General features: G+C 71.4%; 15 protein-coding genes and 1 pseudogene. All 16 read right to left on the bottom strand.

The genetic code is table 11. From position 1 onward, the window contains the following. Positions 1 to 2: 2 nt before the first annotated feature. Positions 3 to 875, bottom strand: a complete 873-nt coding sequence (locus tag AC067J_RS34275; RefSeq protein WP_478305980.1) for a helix-turn-helix transcriptional regulator — start codon at positions 873 to 875, stop codon at positions 3 to 5. Between the two features lie 89 nt (positions 876 to 964). Continuing rightward, positions 965 to 1,816 (bottom strand): alpha/beta fold hydrolase, encoded by an 852-nt coding sequence (locus AC067J_RS34270; RefSeq protein ID WP_478305929.1) that lies wholly within the window; start codon positions 1,814 to 1,816, stop codon positions 965 to 967. 191 nt (positions 1,817 to 2,007) lie between these two features. Further along, positions 2,008 to 3,255, bottom strand: a complete 1,248-nt coding sequence (locus AC067J_RS34265; protein ID WP_478305927.1) for a PucR family transcriptional regulator — start codon at positions 3,253 to 3,255, stop codon at positions 2,008 to 2,010. Positions 3,256 to 3,393: 138 nt separating this feature from the next. Next, positions 3,394 to 6,237: an ATP-binding protein gene (locus tag AC067J_RS34260; protein ID WP_478305925.1), complete on the bottom strand. Its 2,844-nt coding sequence runs from the start codon at positions 6,235 to 6,237 to the stop codon at positions 3,394 to 3,396. 68 nt (positions 6,238 to 6,305) lie between these two features. Then, a pseudogene (locus tag AC067J_RS34255) lies at positions 6,306 to 6,789 on the bottom strand (CE1759 family FMN reductase); the annotation flags it as partial. 192 nt (positions 6,790 to 6,981) lie between these two features. Further along, entirely contained in the window at positions 6,982 to 7,818 is an 837-nt protein-coding gene (locus AC067J_RS34250) for an alpha/beta fold hydrolase (protein WP_478305923.1), read from the bottom strand. A gap of 65 nt (positions 7,819 to 7,883) precedes the next feature. Next, complete coding sequence (locus AC067J_RS34245; protein WP_478305921.1) at positions 7,884 to 10,697, bottom strand: ATP-binding protein; 2,814 nt, start codon at positions 10,695 to 10,697, stop codon at positions 7,884 to 7,886. Beyond that, on the bottom strand, positions 10,694 to 11,581 hold the full coding sequence (locus AC067J_RS34240) for a carbohydrate ABC transporter permease (RefSeq protein WP_478305919.1): 888 nt from the start codon (positions 11,579 to 11,581) through the stop codon (positions 10,694 to 10,696). Before AC067J_RS34240 ends, AC067J_RS34245 begins: the two co-directional genes overlap by 4 nt. 23 nt (positions 11,582 to 11,604) lie before the next feature. After that, entirely contained in the window at positions 11,605 to 12,570 is a 966-nt protein-coding gene (locus AC067J_RS34235; RefSeq protein WP_478305917.1) for a carbohydrate ABC transporter permease, read from the bottom strand. Further along, positions 12,570 to 13,898 (bottom strand): ABC transporter substrate-binding protein, encoded by a 1,329-nt coding sequence (locus AC067J_RS34230; protein WP_478305915.1) that lies wholly within the window; start codon positions 13,896 to 13,898, stop codon positions 12,570 to 12,572. The genes AC067J_RS34235 and AC067J_RS34230 overlap by 1 nt, the downstream gene beginning before the upstream one ends. 162 nt (positions 13,899 to 14,060) lie before the next feature. Beyond that, on the bottom strand, positions 14,061 to 14,786 hold the full coding sequence (locus AC067J_RS34225) for an alpha/beta fold hydrolase (RefSeq protein ID WP_478305913.1): 726 nt from the start codon (positions 14,784 to 14,786) through the stop codon (positions 14,061 to 14,063). Positions 14,787 to 14,847: 61 nt separating this feature from the next. Then, a complete protein-coding gene (locus AC067J_RS34220) occupies positions 14,848 to 15,594 on the bottom strand; it encodes an acetate uptake transporter family protein (RefSeq protein ID WP_478305911.1) in 747 nt (248 codons plus the stop codon). Next, on the bottom strand, positions 15,594 to 16,190 hold the full coding sequence (locus AC067J_RS34215; RefSeq protein WP_478305909.1) for a Dps family protein: 597 nt from the start codon (positions 16,188 to 16,190) through the stop codon (positions 15,594 to 15,596). The genes AC067J_RS34220 and AC067J_RS34215 overlap by 1 nt, the downstream gene beginning before the upstream one ends. A gap of 89 nt (positions 16,191 to 16,279) precedes the next feature. After that, a complete protein-coding gene (locus AC067J_RS34210; protein ID WP_478305907.1) occupies positions 16,280 to 16,801 on the bottom strand; it encodes a DoxX family protein in 522 nt (173 codons plus the stop codon). Between the two features lie 5 nt (positions 16,802 to 16,806). Beyond that, complete coding sequence (locus AC067J_RS34205) at positions 16,807 to 17,469, bottom strand: hydrolase (RefSeq protein WP_478305905.1); 663 nt, start codon at positions 17,467 to 17,469, stop codon at positions 16,807 to 16,809. Between the two features lie 496 nt (positions 17,470 to 17,965). After that, positions 17,966 to 18,799: a YhjD/YihY/BrkB family envelope integrity protein gene (locus AC067J_RS34200; protein WP_478305903.1), complete on the bottom strand. Its 834-nt coding sequence runs from the start codon at positions 18,797 to 18,799 to the stop codon at positions 17,966 to 17,968. Between the last annotated feature and the right edge of the window lie 141 nt (positions 18,800 to 18,940).

Here is an 18,940-nt window from a genome sequence, read left to right as displayed (position 1 = left end):
TGTCAGGCCGCGTGCGGGGCGTCGGCGACGGCCGAGGTTGCCAAGGACTGCCATTCGCTCGGGGTCATGCCGTACGCGCCCCGGAAGGTGCGGCTGAAGTGCGAGGGGCTGCTGAAGCCCCAGCGGTGGGCCACCGCCGCCACGGTGAACCGGCGGTTGGACCGGCTCAGCTCGACCCTGCAGGACTCCAGCCGACGTCGCCGCACCCACTGGCCCACCGTGATGCCCTCGTTCTGGAAGAGCTTGTGCAGGTACCGGACGGAGATGTGGTGGGCACGTGCGATGGACTCCGGCGAGAGGTCCGGGTCCATGAGGTGCTCTTCGATGAAGCACCGGATCCGGGACAGCATCTCGCTGCCGATCGTCGGTGCCTCGGCCTCCTCGCCCTCCTTCCCGGTCCCGAGGAGTTCCATGAGCAGGACGGACAGGAGGTGGACGGCCGTACGGGCGAGCCGGTCCCCGGGCCTGGAGCGGCGGAAGTCCGCCTTGTCGGCGAGTGCGGACAGGAAGTCCGAGACCAGCGCCCCCAGCCCGTCGCCACCGGGCACGGGAACACCCACCACCTGGTCCAGTTCCGACTCCGTGACTCCCAGATAGCCGCGGGGCACCCGGAAGAAGATCATGTGGCAGTCGTCGCCGAACTGCAGGAGGTGGCGCCTCGCCGGGTCGCAGAAGACCAGGTCGTGCGGCTCCAGCGCCGTTCTGACCCCCTCGCGGACGGTGGCCGCCGACCCCCGGACGTGCATCCCGAGATAGAGGAAGTTGCCGTCCCCCTCGCTCGGTATGCCGGAACGAATCTCGACGAGCCATTCGGAGGAGGACGCCGGCCGGAGAGGGGCCGGCCGACGTTCCGCCCTTTCCGGCGCGCGTGACATCACTGACTGGGTCATGAGAACTCCAAGCCTACGGTTCTTTGCGGTGGAGCAGCCGTTCGCGCGGCCGCCGGAACGGACACGGAGGCGGTCTACGCTCTCAGGTCCGGTTCCTCGGCGAGGAATTTCTCCACCACCGCGTTGAAAGCCGCCGGGTTCTCGAGGAACGGGAAATGCGAATTCGCCACCTCGGAGGTGAAGACATGGATTCGGGCGCCGGGAATCTGCCGGGCGACGAATCGCTGCGATTCGGGGTTCACATGGCTTCCCTCGCAGCCGATCACCAGGGTCGGCACATCGATCCGGGGAAGCACGTCGCGCCAGTCCTGGGCGCAGTGGTCGAACAGCAGGGGGACGCCGGCGTGGGCGGGCGTCGAGGTGATCTCCTGTGCGACGAAGGCGAGGATCTCCGGGTCCGGCTCACCCGAGAACATGCCGCGCACGAAGTCGGCGCGCACCGTGTCGCCCCCGGGGGCTGCGAGCGCGGCACCCAGTTCGAGGAGCTGCGACACGTCGAAGATGGCGCCGGACTGCTGCTGCTCCTCCCCGGTCGTCCAGGGGACGGCGGCGACGGCCGCCGGCTGGTCGACGGCGACGAGGCGCCGGAGCCGTCCGGTGCCGTACTGGTCGATGAAGCTCCACCACACCGAGACGCCCATCGACCACCCCAGGGCGTCGAACCGCACCAGTCCGAGGTGGTCGACGAGTTCGAGCACATCGCGGGAGAACCGGGCGATGCGGTAGCCGTGCTTCGGCTTGTCGGACAGCCCGTGGCCCCGGAAGTCGACGGTGACCACGCGACGGCCGGGCGACAGGTTCTCGACCTGGTGGCGGAACATCGCCTGGGTCTGGCCCCAGCCGTGGAGCATGACCAGGGGGACGCCCTCGCCACCGGTGTCCCGGTAGGCGAGGCGTGTCCCGTCGGTGGTGATCAGTTCCTTCATGACCTCTTCCTTCCCTGGCCACGGGCCTGTGGTCGTGCCCGCGCCGTCTCTCACATCTTCGATGACGGTCCTTCGCCGCCACCACCGCGTGCTGTAGGAATCGGGTCGCGGATCCTTCTCGCTTTGTCGAAGCGGCGAGGACCGGCGAGGACCGGTGGGGGCCGGCGAGGACCGGTGGGGGCCGGCCGGGATCAGGCGGCCCGGTCGTCCCCGGCGGCGAGGAGTTCCTCGATCCTGAGCCCCAGGTGCAGCGTGAGCCGGTGACCACCGTCGTCGAGGTCGAGTCCGGTGATCTCCTGGATCTGGCGCAGGCGGTAGTAGAGCGACGTGCGGTGGAGCCGCAACGCCTCGGCGGTCCTGGGGATCGATCCGGCGTGTTCGAGGAAGCAGCGCAGGGTGTCCCGGAGCCGGTCGTCGCCGTGGGCCTCGTTCAGGGCGCGCAGCGGCTCGGGGACGAGGGAGGCGTTCAGTGCGTGCTCGGGGAGCTGGAGGAGCACGGCGAACTCCCCGAGCAGGTCCCAGTCCCCGATGCTTCGCAGTGAGGGGATCCGGCGCGCGGCCCGGGCCGCGACGAGGGACTGCTCGTACGACCGCCAGGCGTGCTGCAGGCCCAGGTGCCGCCCGCCGACACCGATGACCGGAGACGCCGACGGTTCCAGGAACGTGGCGAGTTCGTCGAGGATGCGGGCCGACTGGACGGCGACCTCGGGCGGGGCGGGAGGCCGCTCACGCAGTTGGAGCAGGACCGCCCGGTCCTGGTCGACCGCGAGGATGCCGTGCGCCGAACGTGTTTGCCGGAAGCCCTCCAGAGCTCCCCACAGTGCCGCCTCGGGTTGCCGTACGGGCTCTGTTCCGCGGCTCAGCTTGACCAGGGTGACCAGGACGTGTTCGGCCTCCCCGAGCAGCCCGAGTTCCACGGCCCGCCGGCGTGCGGCGGTGCGGGTGACGACGTTGGTGTCGACGAGTTCCAGGACCAGGGTCTGTTCGTCGGTCTTCCGAGTGTCGGCGCCGAGCTGCTCGACGTACATCTGGGCGGCCATCAGGCCCGCGGCCCGCCCGATGGCTTCGGTCTCCTTCGGTTCGAGCGTCATCTCGGGCGCCACCACCATGAGCAGCCCCAGGAGGTGACCGCGCTCGCGCAGCGGCACGACGTAACGGGGCAGGAGCCCGAGGTCGTCACGGCCCTGGATGAATCCGGGCCTGGCCCACTGGGTCACTCCTTGGGCGAGTACGTAGCGGATCGTCGCGTTGTCGGCGCGGCCCTGGAGCAGCGTGCCGATGCGTACCGGGTCCTCGTCGCCGAAGTGGCGACTCGTGCAGACCACCCGGACCAGCGGATCATCGATCGCGACGGACCGGCCGAGCTGCTCCGCGAGTTCGTCGACGAGCGCCTGAAGTCCAGGGCTGCCAGGGCGGGCTCGCTGGAGCCTTGCGGTCATGCGCTGTTCCTCTCTCGACCAACTGTTCCCTGCGGAACGCTTCCTTTCCGCAGCTGTTGATCATTTTGAGGAGACGGCGACGTCGGCACATCGCATGAAGGGTCCATAGGTACGGCGTCGTCAGGGGATACGAAGCGGTCACTCTCCGCTGTCGCGTCTCTCCACCAGTCGGGCCAGCTCCGCGCGGGAGCGGATGTCGAGTTTGGTGTAGGCGCGGCGCAGGTGCGAACCCACCGTGTGGGGCGACAGGGAGAGCTGTTCGGCCACCTGCGGGTTCGTCAGCCCCTGGGCCACGAGCCGTGCCACCCGGAGCTCGGACGCTGTCAGCTCGGGCCATTCCGTGGCCGATCCGGCCGATGAGGGGCGTCGGCGCACGCCGGCGGCCCGCAGGCGTCGACGGATCCGCGCGACGTGCCGCTCGGCACCCGCCTGGGTGTAGAGGACGAGAGCCTTGTCCAGGTACGGCACCGCCTCGGGTGTACGGGTGGTCGCGAGCTTGCGTCCGACGTCCTCCAGCGCCGACGCCCGGGCGATGGGGCGTGAGCACCCCTCGTACAGCCGGACGGCGTGCAGGAGGTGCGCCAGATCGTTGTCGAGCAGCCCGCGGGCGTGCGCGGCACCGGCGGCGAGGATCGTGAAGTCCGGGTTGCGCGCGGCTCGCCGCTCGGCCACCTCGACGGCCGGGGCGGCCCGCTCGGATGCGCCGGCGCGCAGGGCCATGCGGACGAGGGCGGGAGTGTCCATCGGGTCGACCGGGCTCACCAGGGCCGGCCGTTCCTCGGCGAGCGCCGCCAGCACCTCGTCGAGTTCCGCCAGGGCGCGGTCGGGCCGGCCGTCGAAGTCCGCCAGCAGTACCAGCATCCAGGCGCCGACGCTACGGGCGAGCGGTGCGCCCGTACCCCGTACGCGCCGCGCCTGCGCCGCGCACCGCTGGGCGGCCTCGCGGTCGTCGGTGTGGATCGCCACTCGCGTCAGCGTGTACAGGAGCATGAGTTCAGCGAGGTCTCCGCTGTCGAACGCACCCCTCATGTCGGCGGCGGCTTCCGCCTCGGCCCGGGCTTCCGCCAGCCGTCCGGCGTCCAGGAGCGCCCGGGCGCGGTGCATGAGCCACAGGCGTGCGGCCGCCGCCTGGCCCTGGTGGCGGGTGTCGTGGACCCCGGCCTCGGCGAGCGCGAGCGCCTCCGCGGTGCGGCCGGCCACGGTCAGCAGCAGGCACTGCCACAGCGCCTCCGGGATCCAGACCGAAGGGGCGATGCCCAGGCCGGCCGCCAGCGCGGCCGCCCGGCTCGCCCGGCGGAGCGCCTCGTTCCAGTCCATCCGGTAGAAGCACAGGGCCGAGTCGACCACCATCATGGTGGCCTGGGCGATGCCGTCCCGGGCCGCATCGGTGGCCTCCCGCGCCTCGGCAGCGGTCTGCTCCGCGCCCTCGGGGTCACCCGCCAGCGACAGGCCCAGGCACAACAGGGCGAGCAGCCGGGCCCGCAGTGCGGCCGGGATCCCGGGCAGTGCCGCCCCCGCACGGGCCTGGCGGACGGCCTCGGCGAAATCGAAGTGACTGGCGAGGCGCGCCATGGCGAGGCGTATCCGCGCCTCGTCGTCGGGCCGGAGATCACCGGCTGCCAGGGCCGACGCCCCCAGGTCGTGTGCCTGGGCCGGCTGCCCCATCTGCCAGAGCAGCGGGAGCGCCTCGGCGATGACCTTCGGCCGTTCCGTCGGGTCCTCCAGGGTGAGTTCCAGGGCTCTGAGGCTGAGCTCCGCCGCTGCTTCGGGCGCGGTGGCCGCGAGATCGGCCGCGGCGGCACGCAGCCGTTCGACGGCCGTCCGGTCGCCGAGCCGCACGCCCACGGACACCGGCGCGTATGGGGCGATCGGGGACGCCGTACGCGCCGGTGGCACCTCGGCGGCATGACCCCGCAGGGTGGCGCGCAAGGTGGGAGGGAGACCGGCTTCCACGGCCTCACGGATCAGTTCGTGGCGGAACTCCAGACGGTCGTTCCTTTCGACGAGCAGACCGGAGTCGAGGGATTCCTGAACTGCGCCGATCAGCGCCGCCGGTGATCTGCCGAGCAGCTCGGCCAGCAGTTCCACGGTGACGGGGCGTCCCGCTGCGGCCGCCGTTTCCACGAGTTCGCGGGCCGGGGTGGGAAGCCGGGTCAGTCGGTCTGAGACGGAGGGCAGTTGGGGGAGGGGGAGGGACCCGGCCGACAGCCGGGCCGTGTCGTTCTCGATCGTCACCAGCCCCTCGTTCCGTATCGCGTCGAGCAGGTCCTTGAGCAACTGCGGTACCCCTTCGGCGCGGCGCGCGACACGGAGGACGCCCGGGTCGGGAATCGCGCCCAGGGCGTCCTCCGCGATCCGGGCGACCGCCGGGTCACCGAGCGGCCCCAGGAGCAACTCGTGCGCCCCGGTCTGCCGAATCCTGTCCAGCGTCGTGCGGACCCGGGGAGGCACGCTCCCGTGGCGCACGGCGACCAGCCACAGGATCGGGTGCGGCGCGAGTGCGGCCGCCAGGGTGTGGAAGGTGAGGAGCGTCAGTTCGTCGCACCACTGGAGGTCGTCGAGGACGATGAGCAGCGGCCCGCTCCGAGTGGCCTCCCGCAGGCGGTCCCCCAGTTCCTGGAGCAGCCAGAACCGCTGGCCCGGCGTCGCGGCGAGGTCCCGTAGCCGGTCGGCACCCGCGAGCGGTTCCTCCCCCGAGAACAGGCCGTCCAGCAACGGGCCGAGCGGCACGAACTGTTCGTCGGGGTCGGCTCCGCCCTGGAACACCCTCGTCCCGCGCCGTTTCGCGGACGCCGACGCCTCCGCGAGCATCCGCGACCTGCCGATGCCCGCAGGGCCTTCGACGAGGACGATCCCGCCTGCCCCCCGGGCTAGGGCGTCGAGTCGCGCCTCGACGAACGCCAGTTCCTCAGCCCTGCCGCGGACCGGTGTCCCCCCACCCTCGACGTCCCCGAGGAAGGGCCATGTCGTCAATCGGTTCACACTCACTCCGCCGGACGGGGCCGCACGGGACGGGGCTCGTCCAACGGCGGTACGGCGGATCAGTATGCGGCACGGCGGCTTCGCCCGGGCAGGCCGTCGGCGTACTCGTCTCCTCCGGATCCCCAGTCCGCGGACGCCGCGTACACCGCGGTGGGGACAGCAGTGGCACGCAGGTACGCGAAGAGCGGTCGCATGGCGTGCTCCAGCACGAGGGAGTGGCGAGCCGTACCACCGGTGGCCGCGACCAGGACCGGTTTGCCCGCGAGGGCGTCCGGGGCGATCACGTCGAAGAAGGACTTGAACAGGCCGCTGTAGGAGGCCGTGAACACGGGGGTGACGGCGATCAGGCCGTCGGCTCCGGTCACCGCGTCGATCGCGGCGGCCAGGCGCGGTGCCGGAAAGCCGGTCACGAGATGGTTTGGCGACGTCGCCGGCCAGTTCGCGCAGCTCCACGACCTCGGCCGACACGGCGCGGCCCCGGACGGCGAGTTCGTCGCGGACCGAATCGGCCAGCCGGTCAGCGAGCAGGCGGGTGGAGGAAGGGGTGCTCAACCCCGCGGAAACCCCCGACGGTGAAGCTGCCGAACTGCATGATGCTTCTGCTCTCCTGAACCTGTCTGGATGCGGTGATCGCGGGCCTCGTAGCCGGAGGACTCCTGATCGTCCGGCGCCGGCGCCCGCGGCAGCCGGACGTCCGGCTGCCGCGGGCGGGGGCTCACTGCGCGCGAGCGGGCGGGAGCGGCCTCACTTCGCCAGGAACGCGAGGAGCGCGGCGTTGACCTCCTCCGCGTGGGTCCACAGCAGGCCGTGCGGGGCGCCGTCGATCTCGACGTAGTCGGCGGACGGGAGCGCCTTGTGGAAGGGACGCGCGGTGTTCTCGGCCGGGAGGATGCGGTCGGCCGTGCCGTGCAGGATCAGGGCGGGGACGTCGACGGCCGGGATGTCGGCGCGGAAGTCGGTGTACCAGGTCGACGGCGCCGCCGAGGCCGCGAAGGAGCCGCCGCCGGCCGCGGTGTTCCAGCTGTTGCGGACGGCCTCCTCGCTGATGCGGGTGCCCAGGTTCTCGTCGAGGTTGTAGAAGTCGTTGAAGAAGGCGGTGTAGTAGGCGTAGCGGTCGGCCTTCACCGCGGCGACGATGCCGTCGAAGAACTCCTTCGGGGCGACACCGTCCGGGTTGTCGTCGCTCTTCAGCAGGCAGGGCTCCAGCGAGGCGAGGAAGGCGACCTTGGCGACGCGGGCGGTGCCGTACGCGGAGACGTAGCGGGCGACCTCGCCGGTGCCCATGGAGAAGCCCACGAGGACGGCGTCGTTCAGGTCGAGGGTCTCCATCACGGTGTTCAGGTCGGCCGCGAAGGTGTCGTAGTCGTAGCCGGTCGTCGGCTGGGAGGACCGGCCGAAGCCGCGGCGGTCGTAGGTGATGACGCGGTAGCCGGCGTCGAGGAGCGCGGCGCTCTGGCGCTCCCAGGAGTGGCCGTCGAGGGGGAAGCCGTGGATGAGCACGACCGGCCGGCCGGTGCCGTGGTCCTCGTAGTAGACCTCGACGGCGGTGGTGTTCTCCTGGCCAACGGTGATGTACGGCATGGCTGTGTCTTCCTCGCTTCGGTTCGGCTGGTCCGCGCGTCGTCGCGGCGCGGAATGCCGTCACGCTATGGCGGGGGAGGCGCCGCCGATTGTCGTGCGGCGCCCCGGGCCTTGCCCGCGGGCGCAGAGTGCGCGGACGCGGACGGGCCGGCCGCGTCGACTTCGGCCTGCGCCAGGACCAGCCGGGTCAGGTGGACCCGTGAGTTCACCGAGAGCTTGCGGAAGATCGACGTCAGATGCGTGTTGACCGTGTGCGGAGACACGACCAGGGCGGCAGCGGCCGACCGGTTGGTGTGTCCTGCGGCGATGAGCCGGGCGACCTTGCGTTCCGAAGCGGTGAGCGCGTCCCACCCCTGGCTGGGGCGAGGGCGGGCCGGACGCCGGCCGGAGCCCGTCACGGCCCGGTCCAGTTCCGCCCGGACCCTGTCGGCCTCGAAGCCGGCCCCAGCGTGGGCGTACGCCTCGTACGCCCTCGTCAGGGCGGGTATCGCGGCGGCGTCTCCCGCGGCCGACAGCGCGCGGCCGAGGTCGGCGCAGGCCGCCGCGAGGTGCAGCGGCCGGGGCCCGTTGAGAAGGATCCGGACGGACCGTTCCAGAAGGCCGGGATCGGCGTTCACCAGCGCCGCCGTGTGAGTGGCCGTCCCCTGTGCCGTCGGCACGGCGGGGTTGTGGGAGGCGTAGTCGGCCGCCTGGGCCGCGAGGTCCACGGCCAGGGCCCGGTCTCCGGCACGCAGGGCGATCCGCACGGCCTCGACGAACCGGGTGCGCAGGAGCCTCCAGCGGACGAAAGGGTGGTCCCGCTGGGCGGATCGAAGCCGTTCGGCCGCCGCCACGTGATCGCCGTCGTTGTCGGCGAGGAGGGCCTCCAGGTACTGGTGGGCGGCGTGGTTCCCCGGGTTCGGCCGGCCGGCCACCGCCGCCCTGACGACCTCGACGTGTTCCTCCGCTGCTTCGCGATCGCCACGCAGCAGCGCCAGCCAGCCCCGGTGGACGCGGATGTTGACCAGGTTCGCGGGCACGTGGATGTCCGCTTCCAGCCGCTCGGTGGTGACGAGGTCGGCCTCCGCGTCGTCGAGCCGCCCGAGTCCCAGATTCAGGCTTCCCTGCGCCCACATCAGCATCGCGGGTCGCAGCGGGTCGTCGCCCGCCGTCCGCAGCAGGTGCCGGGCCGTGTCGAAGTCGTCCAGGTGGACACGGGCGACGACCTCCTCGGGCAGGAACGCCGCGTCGAACGCGCTGAGCGCCGTGTGATGGTCGACGGCGGACGCACACTCGCCCGCGTTGAGGGCGATCTCGCCCAGGCCCCACAGCGCGACGACGCGGGCCTCCCGGTCCTGCGCACGCTCCGCCTCGGCGAACGCCCGTTCCGCGGTCCCGCGAGCGCTGCCGAGGTCGCGGCCGCGGGACTGAGCGAGCGCGAGTCGCGCGGTAAGCCGGGCGCGGACCGCCGGGTCGGTGACGACGCCCAGGGCGGCCGTCGAGCGGCGGGTCAGCTCATGGATTTCGTCGAGGTGCCACAGCGTGTCCCCGAGGACCGACTGCAGACGGGCGAAGACGTCCAACGGGGGCTGCCGTGCCAGGAGGACGTCGCCGGTCTCCCGTGCCCGGGTGTACCGGCCCGCACGGGTGAGGGCGGTGATGGCCCGTTCACCCACGTCGAACTCCGCGGGATCGTGGGGCGCCACCAGTTCCATGGCACGTACGGACAGATCGGCGGCGAGGTCGGGCATGACGGTGAGCACGTCCGAGGCGGCACGGCCGAGCAGCCGGATCGCCTCCCGGTCACCCGGTTCGGCGCTCTTGAGCAGGTGCGGGACCGCGTCGGCCGAGGTGCGGCCCGCCGCGACGAGCCGACTCGCCGCCTCCCGGTGCAGTGCCCGCCGCGCGGAGGGCGCGAGGTCGGCGTAGACCGCCTGCCGGAGCAGATCATGGCGGAACACGAGGCGTTCGCCGTCGTCCTCGATGAGTCCGGCGCCGATCGCCTCGTGCAGTTCGCCGATGAGGCCCGAGGCCGGCTTGCCGCACAGGGCCGCGGCGTCGGCGAGGTGGAAGGCGCGGCCCAGGACCGAGCCGATCCGCAGGAATGCGAGGGTGTCCGGTCGGAGCGCGGACAGCTTGCCGCGGACCCCGAGCACCAGCCGCTCCGGCGGCTCGGCCCCGTCCGCACCCGACGCCGCGATGCCTTCCAGCACCTCCGTCGCGAGGAAGGGGTTACCGCCGGCGGTGTCGAGCAACCCGGTGACGCGATCCGGTACCGTCCCGCCGAGTACGTCCCGCGCCAGCTCGGCGAGCGCCGCACCGGACAGCGGCCGCAGCGCGAGCGTCGCCGTCCGGGTGGCGCCCCCGCGCAGGTCCGGGTTCTCCCTCCCCGCGAGCAGCCAGAGAACCGGGGAGGCCAGCAGTCGTGCCGGCATGACGTTCAGTGCGAACCGGCTCAGCGGATCGGTCCACTGGACGTCGTCGATCGCGATCAGTGTGGGCGCGCCCGTCGAGCGCTCCTCGATCAGCCGGGCCAGCCGCTCCACCAGCCAGACGCGCTGGTCGTGGTGGCCCGCCAGGTGCGCGAAGTCCTCCGGGGCCAGCAGCGGCGGGTCGCCGTGCAGCAGGCCCGAGGCCAGCGACGCCAGCGGTGCCAGCTCGTGCAGCTCCTCGGCGCGCCCCCGGCTGACGGCGAACCCGCTGGCGCGTGCGATCGAGACGGTCTCCTCCAGCAGGGCGGTCTTCCCGATTCCCGGCTCGCCGAGGAGCAGGGCGATCCCACTGCCGTCGCCGTCGCGCACCGCCTCGACCATGGCCCGCAGCTGTTCCAGCTCGGCTTCCCGGCCGCGCAGACCCGGCCGGCTCAGCCGGGAGCCCGTGCTCGTCTCCTGCGGTGTCATCCCTTGACGGACCCCGCGAGCAGGCCTCGGGCGACGTGCCGCCGGAAGAGGAGGAACACCAGCAGCGGGACGAACGCCGACACGAACGCCCCCGCGGTGAGCCGCTGCCACTCGTTGCCGCGCGTCCCGGCCATGGTCGCCAGTCCGACTGTCACCGGAGCGGTCTCGGCGGTCCCGCCCGACAACGTCATCGCCACCAGCAGGTCGTTCCACACCCAGACGAACTGGATGACCGCGAACGTCACCAGGACCGGGCGGGCCAGCGGCAGGACGATCCGGAGCAGCAGCGTCGCGTGTGACGCGCCGTCGACCCGGGCCGCTTCGATCAGGTCACGGGGCAGTCCGGCCAGGTAGTTGTGGAGGAGGAACACCGCGAACGGCAACGCGAAGACCGTGTGGGCGAACCACACCTGGCTGAACCGAGCCGCTCCGGTGGCGTTCCAGGCGGGCAGGAACAGCCATCCGCGGGAGAAGAGCCGCAGCAACGGGACGAGCACCATCTGGAGGGGCACGATCTGGAGCGCGAAAATGCCGACGACGAGCACGTCGCGCCCCCTGAAGTCGATCCACGCCAGGGCGTACGCGGCGAGGAACGCCAGCGTGAGCGGGAACAGCACCGAGGGCAATGTGATGACGATCGAGTTGACGAGGTGGTCGGCGAGCCGGCCCGACGCGTTCCCGGTGCCGAACAGCACCTCACGGTAGTTGGCGAGCGTGAGGCGGGGCGAGCCGAACACGGTCCACCAGCCGGTCGTCTTGATCGCGGCTTCGGGACGGAACGAGGAGAGGAACAGACCGAGCGTCGGCACGGTCCACAGCATCGCGACCACCACGGCGGCCAGCGAGAACACGCGGGACGACAGACGCTCCCGGACACCGCTCACGCCACGCTTCCCGCCCGCCCCGCTCACGCCGCGCTCCGCTGCGCACGGACCTTGTAGGCCACGACAGGGGTGACGAGGAGGAAGAGCAGCACCGCGAGGGCCGCGCCGTGGCCGCTCCGGCCGTAGCGGAAGGACTGGTCGTACATCTCGTGGGCGATGACACCGGTGTCGAACTGCCCGGCGGTCATGGTCTTGACGATGTCGAACGCCTTGAAGGTGCCGATCACCTCGGTGAGGACGACGACCAGCAGCGTGGGTCTGATCGACGGCACGGTGATGTGCCGGAAGATCTGCCGCGGTGACGCGCCGTCCAGCCGGGCCGCCTCGATGATCTCGCCGGGAACCGCCGCGATCGCGCCCGCCAGCAGGAAGGCCGCGAAGCCCGCCTGGCTCCACACCATCGCCACGATGAGGAACAGGATGTTCCAGGGGGAGTCCACGAGCCACTGTCTCGGCTCGCCGCCGAACGCCACGACGAGTTCGTTCAGCAGCCCGATCTGCTCCGCCCCGGCCGGCCGGTAGGCGTAGACGAACTTCCAGACCAGGCCGGCGCCGACGAACGAGATCGCCATCGGCAGCAGGACGAGGGACAGGGCGAGCACCCGGAACCGCGCACGTACGACGGCCGCGGCGTAGAGGAGACCGATCCCCGTCACCAGCGAGGGCACGAGCACCACCCACGCCAGGGTGTTGCGCAGCGCGATCAGCGCCTCGGGGTCGGTGAACATCCACACGTAGTTGTCGACGCCGACCCAGGTGTCCCCTTCGTCGTCCATGAACGACAGGCCCAGGGTGTGCAGGCCGGGCAGCAGGAGGCCGACGGTGAGCAGCAGCAGGGCGGGGGCCAGCAGCAGGAAGGCCGCGCCCCGCCTCCGTACCGGCCCTCGGTGAAGTGCCAGGAGGATCAGGCCGACCACGGCCGAGAACGCGACGACGCCCTGGAGAAGGTGGGCCAGCTTGGGTTGCTGAGCGACGACGTCGAACGACATCAGTGGCTCGGCCAGGACCGTTCGATGGCCGCCGCCACCGATTCGGTGTCCTTGCCGCTGATCCAGTCGACGGCTCCCTTCCAGAAGGTGCCCGCACCGACTGCCGCGGGCATCTGGTCGGAACCGTCGAACCTGAACTGTGTCCGGGGATCCTGGAGCAGCTGGATCGAGAGCTTGTCGATCGGGCCGGCGGCGTCGGCCGGATCCACTCCCTTGTTCGCGGAGACGAAGGGGCCCTTCTTCATCCGCGCTTCGGCGAAGTCGGCGCTCGCCAGGTACTCCCGGAAGGCTCGCACCTCGGGGCGGTCGGAGAACGCCGCGGCGAACGTCCCTCCGCCCAGGACGGGCTTGCTGGCTGTGTCCACCCCCGGAAGGAGGAAGGCGAAAACGTCCCCGTCCGGTCCGATCCGGGTGCCCTTCGGCCAGTGCTCGGCGTAGAACGACGCCTGGCGGTGCATCGCGCAGTCGCCGGAGAGGATCGGCGTGCCGCCGTCCTGGTAGGAGATCGAGGCCATCGAGCGGGCCGGTCCGTAGCCGCCGTTGGCATAGCGGTCGTTCTTGAGGATGGATCCCACCGTGTCCATGGCCCGGATCACTCGCGGGTCGTTGAACGGGATCCGGTGGGAGACCCACTGGTCGTAGACGTCCGGCCCCTGCTGGCGGAGCAGGACGTCCTCGATCCAGTCCGTCACGGGCCATCCGGTGGCCTCGCCGGATTCGAGGCCCGCACACCACGGATTGACCCCCGATGCGGCGACCTTCTCCGTCACGTCCATCAGTTCGGCCCAGGTGCGGGGGGCGGTCAGCCCCCTGTCGCGGAAGAGCTTCGGCGAGTACCAGACGAAGGACTTCACGTTCGCGACCAACGGAGTGCCGTAGAGGGTGCCGTTCACGGTCGCGTAGCTGTTCCAGTCCGCCGACCAGCCCTGTTCGGCCAGGGAGACGAGCTCCGCGCTCGCGGGTTCGAGCTCTCCCCCGCGCGCGAAACGTTCCAGGAGCCCGGGCTGGGCGAAGAACGCCACGTCGGGGGCGTGGCCGCCCTCGACCCGGAGCTGGATCTGGGCCTCGAACTCCCCGTTTCCCTCGTACTGGACGTCGATCCCCGTGCAGGCGGCGAAGCCGGCCCAGGTCTCTTCGAACAGGTCTGCTTCCCGGTCCCGGCTGGACGCGTAGACGGTGACGTGGGTCGCGGGGTGGCTGCCGTACCGCGCGTACGGCCCGCAGTCCCCGGCCTCGCCTGACGAAGAACCGCTGGGAGGGGCGACACATGCGGCGGCCGTGACGACGATGGCGATGACGGCGAGCGCGAGCCTCGCGCCGAACCTCATGGGTGTGCTTCCTCCGTTCGCCCGCCGAGTGTTCCCGGGGGCGGACCGAAGCTATCAGCGTTCGAACATAATCAACCAATCGTTCGAGGTCAGAGGCTTGTGTGCCCGTGCCGAGCCCCCACCGGGGGTGGTCTCGGCACGGGCACCGGCGGCGCGGGCGGGTCAGCGGGTGACGGACCGAGCCGCGTCCTGGATCAGTGCGGCCACAGCCTCGGGCCGGGCGAGCATGACCAGGTGCGAGGAATCGACCTCGACGGTGGTCATGCCGGCCCGCTCGTAGCCGTAGCGCTCCACGTCGGGGTTGATGGTCCGGTCGGAGGTGGCGACCAGGCCCCACGACGGCTTGCTCTTCCAGGCCGCGACCGGGGCCGCCTCCGAGAAGGCCCGCGCGGCCAGGGGGCGCTGGGAGACGGCGAGCACCGCGGCGAGCCCGGGGTCGACGTCGGCGGCGAAGAGGGCGGGGAACCGCTCGACATCCACCGAGACGTCGGTGCCGGCCTCGGTGGATCCGGCCACGGGGAACGGCGTGAAGACGAGCGCGTCGGCGAGGCCGGAGTCGGGGAAGCGCCCCTGCAGCTCGCCCAGGCTCTCGCCCTCCTCCAGCGCGTACCCCGCCAGGTAGACGAGTGCCCGGACGTTCTCCTCCACGCCGGCCAGGGTGATGACGGCGCCCCCGTAGGAGTGGCCGACCAGGACCACGGGGCCGTCGACGGCACGAATCACCGAGGCGATGTACGCGGCGTCTTCCACCAGGCCGCGGTTGGGCACCGCGGGGGCCACTGCCTTCAGGCCTGCGGCGGTCAGCTCCGGTATGACGCGGGCGTAGCTGGAGGCGTCGGCGAAGGCGCCGTGGACCAGCACGACGGTGGGTTCGGCGGATCGGGACATGGGGGAACTCCTGTTCAGTCGTTGTGACGGTGCGGTTGCGGTGTTCGTGAGCGCGGGACGGTCAGAGCGTTCGTCGCACGCCGGCCTGGCGTTCCAGGTTGCGGAGCTGGACCGCGAGGTCGCCCTCGACAGCGGTGTGGGCCGGCCCGCTGCGGCCGATGGGCAGGACCTCCTCACTGCGCATGTCCTCCAGCATCAGGGCGAAGGCGGTGTACATCGCGACGATCGCCACCACGAGGCCGAGGGCACCGGACGTGCGGGTGAGCCATTCGGCGCCGGTGAGACCTGACAGACCGGTGGTCGCCCAGCGTGGCAGGGAGACCAGCAGGACGAGCCACAGCGCGCGCTTGGGCCGTGTCACGGCGGTCATCAGCACCCCGAAAACCAGGAGCGCGAGGTTGAAGACGCCCAGCACGCGCAGACCGTCGGCCGAGCCGCTGAACATGACGAGCGCGTAGGCCAGCCAACTGCCGGCGAAGACGCCCATCAGCGTCGCCGCGATCACGTCCCGGGCGCCGAACGCCAGGACGCTCACCAGGAACTGCAGCGCGAAGGCCGGCAGCACGCACAGGGCGACGGCGCCGCGGGCCTCCGTGTCGAAGAGCCCGAGCTGCATGCACCCCGTCATCACGGAGGCGATCGCCACCGTGAAGAAGCCCAGCGGCATGGGGGAGGCGATGGGGCGGAGGTTGATCCGGGTCATCGACCGGAGGTCGGGTTCGAAGCGGCGTCCCGGGGGAGCGTCCGGCCGGCCGGCCTGTCCGCCGTCGGCGCCGCCGACCACGACGTCGTCGTACGTGTCCGCCATCAGCCCTGCACCAGAGGGGTGTCCACGAGGTGCTCGGCCAGGAACCACACCTGCGTCTCGCCGGTACGGACGACCTCGGAGACGAGCAGGTCGGTGCTGCCCTCGTCGCCCTCCGCCGAGATCCGGGCGGCGGCGTCCCGCGCGTCGATCAGGATCCGCTCGTGCGCGTCGAGGAGCCTCGACAGCATGACGGGAACCTTCTCCACGCCGTTCGGCGGCCGCGGAACGGCCGTCAGTTCCGCGACGTGGCGCGGGTCTGCGACGGCGACGCCGCCGAGGCTCTGGATCCGCTCGGCCAGCGCGTCCACGATGGCCAGTTGGGCCTCCGCGTGCTTGTCCAGCATCAGGTGGAGCGAGTAGAAGGTCGCCCCGCGCATGAGCCAGTGGTGCTTCTTGTAGAGGGAGTACAGGATCTGCGTGTCGGCGAGTACGCGGTTCAGCCGCTGGCAGGCGTACATACGGGTGTCGTGGCCGAGGCCGATCGGCAGCTGCTTCAGCGTGCCGAACGCCTGGGTCTCGCCACCCTTCTGGTGCAGCAGCGGCTGACCGCCGCCGCGTGAGGACGCGGTGGTGGATGCGGTGGTCGCGGTTTCCATCGGGTAACTCCTGGTGTGGAAAGCGGGAGGGCCCGGCCGCCCGCGCGGGGGTCGCAGGGCGGCCGGACCCGGTCTGTCGCGGCTCGTGCTCAGCGGCCGCCGGAGGCGGCGGTCCGCGGTGCCGCCGGGGCCCGGCGGTGCAGTACGAGCCGGGTGAGCAGCCCGCTGCCGAGGCCGGCCACGAACACGAGGCCGGCCCACCACAGCGGGTACGGGGTGAGGCCGAGGGCCGCGTCGAGGGACCATGCGCCGGGTCCGGTCGCGGCCAGGGCGACGGCGGTGCCGATGAGGACGAGCGGGTACTCGTACCCGTCGTTCTGCACCCAGAGGCCGTGGTGCCACTTCACGGTGAGCGCGACCGTCATGACCCCGACGGCCCCGGTCGCGGCGAGCGGGGTCAGGGCGCCGGCGGCGAGCAGCAGGCCGGATCCGATCTGGCCACCGCCCGCCGCCAGGGCGGTGAGCGCTCCGCCGCGGAAGCCGTCGGCACGGAACTCCTCGGTGCCGCCCTCAAGCCCCCTGCCGCCCAGGTGCGTGCTGATCTTCTGCACGCCGTGGCCGGCGATGAGCAGGCCCACCAGCAGGCGCAGGATCAGAATGCCGGTGTCCACGGAGATCAGCCCGCGGCGTGCGCGCCGATGACGCTCTGCGCGTACACGACCCCGAGGCCGTACGCGCCCGCGTGGGCCTTGACGATCTCCATGACGGCGCCGTAGGTCTCCTGACGCGCCCAGTCGCGCTGCAGCTCCAGGAGCACCTGCACCCAGGTCACCGGCACCGCGCCGGCGGCGATCATCCGCTGCAGCGCGTGCTCGTGAGCGGCCGGGCTGACGCCGCCGGAGGCGTCGGAGACGACGTACACCTCGTACCCCTGTTCCAGCGCGGACAGTGCCGGCAGCACCAGGCAGACCTCGGTCCACAGACCGGCGAGGATGATCTTCTTGCGTCCGGTCGCCTTGACGGCGGCCACGAGGGCCTCGTCCTCCCAGGCGTTCATGGTCGTGCGGTCGATGACCTCGTGTTCGGGGAACACCTCGGCGAGCTGCGGCAGCAGAGGCCCGGAGAAGGACTCGGCGGCCACCGTGGTCAGGACGGCCGGAACATCGAAAGCCCGAGCCGCCTTGGCGAGCCCCACGGTGCTGTTGATGATCGCGGCACGGTCACCGCTGCCGGTGCCGAAGAACATCTGCGGCTGGTGGTCCACGAAGAGCATGACCGCGTTGTCGGGCGTGAGCAGGTCCGTGCTCGGGGCAGCCTGAACCTTGGTGATGTCGAACATGAGGGATCCTCTCGGAACAATCGGTAGAGCGCCCACCGCACTCGCGGCTTCGGCACACCCCGAAACTACGGTCGGATCGATCGGCCGGGTTTCCCGCTCGCGCCCAGGAGTTGGCACGCCAGCGCACTACCTGTCAGGCGCGTGGGGCAGGGGGCGACGACTCGATCGATGGTGGCGCGGCGCCGGTCGGCCTTCTACTTGGGGGAGCCGGTAGTGGCCGAAGGCGGGGATCAGGCCCCCTCGACGCGGTCCACGTGGCCGGCGTAGGTGTCGGGGGCGAGGGAGGAGGTCGCGTGGGGAAGAGACTTCGATGCAATCCGCTTCGAGGACGGCCTCGGAGTACATGTCGTTGAGCAACGTCACTTGCTTTCATCGAAGTTGAAGCAACGGTCAACGTCTTGAGGTCTGAGGGTGTTGACGCTGGTTGAAGCACTCTGGGTGACAAATGGCTCGGAAGTCGCAGTCGCCCCGAGAGATCGACAGGCCCGTTCGAGCGTCACCTTCGTTGTTTCAGAACGTTTGCCAGACGGGGGAGTTCTTCGTGAAGCAGTCGGCCGGTCAGTGCGCCGCCGTACACGACGGCGCCGACGCCGACGAGCCAGGACTGGATGACGAGGACGGTGCCGATCGCTCCGTAGGCGAGGGTGTTGGTGGCGATCAGTGGCGAGAAGACGAGCCGGGAGAAGACCCTCAGGCCGAGCAGCCCGACCGCGGTGACCACTGCGCCGGGCAGCAGGGCTCTCCAGCGGATGCGCCCGCCGAGCAGGAGGCGTTGCGACCACCAGGTGAACAGGGCGGCGCTCAGCACCGCGGCGAGGCCGCCGGCCGGGGTTTGCCGCCACAGGGCGGTGGTCGCGGACAGGAGGAGGAGCCCGATGAGGGCGGCGAGCCACACGACGTGCCGCCACCTGGCCCACCAGCGGGCCGGTGGCAGGCCCCAGATCTTCTCGTAGGTGGTCTGCACCGTCGCTCCGAACGAGAGACCGAAGACGGCGAGGGCGGCGAGGCTGAACGCGGTGGTGGTCCGCAGGGTTTGGCCGGGTAGGGCGATGAGCTGCTCGACCTTCTTCCTGGAGGTCGCCGAGACGCCGAGTCCTTCGCCCAGCCATTGCGCGAAGCCCTGGCCGTTCGCCGGGTCGGCCGCTGAGATGACGATCAGCAGCGGTACGAGCGTGAGGAACCCGAGGGCCGCGAACCCCAGCGACCGCTGCCACAGTTCGAGGTTGCTGCCCTGCCGCCATCCACGCCCGGCCGGCGACCGGCCGACCCTACGGCGCAGCCGCCCGAACAGGGACGAACGGCCCTCGGGCTCGGGAGGCTTCATCGGCATGGGTGTTGACTACCACGGTCGATGGCGTCGCCGTGCGAACGGCGCGGCCAGCGCCGGCGGCGGGGCAGCCGACCGGGCTTCGGAGGGGCGGAGCGCAGCCGTGGCAGAGGGGATCGAGTCCCCTCGCGGGCACGCTGGAAC

This window comes from Kitasatospora sp. NPDC042419, assembly GCF_056437345.1.
Note: the sequence above shows the minus strand (reverse complement) of the source record. Positions and strands in the feature narration are given on the sequence as shown.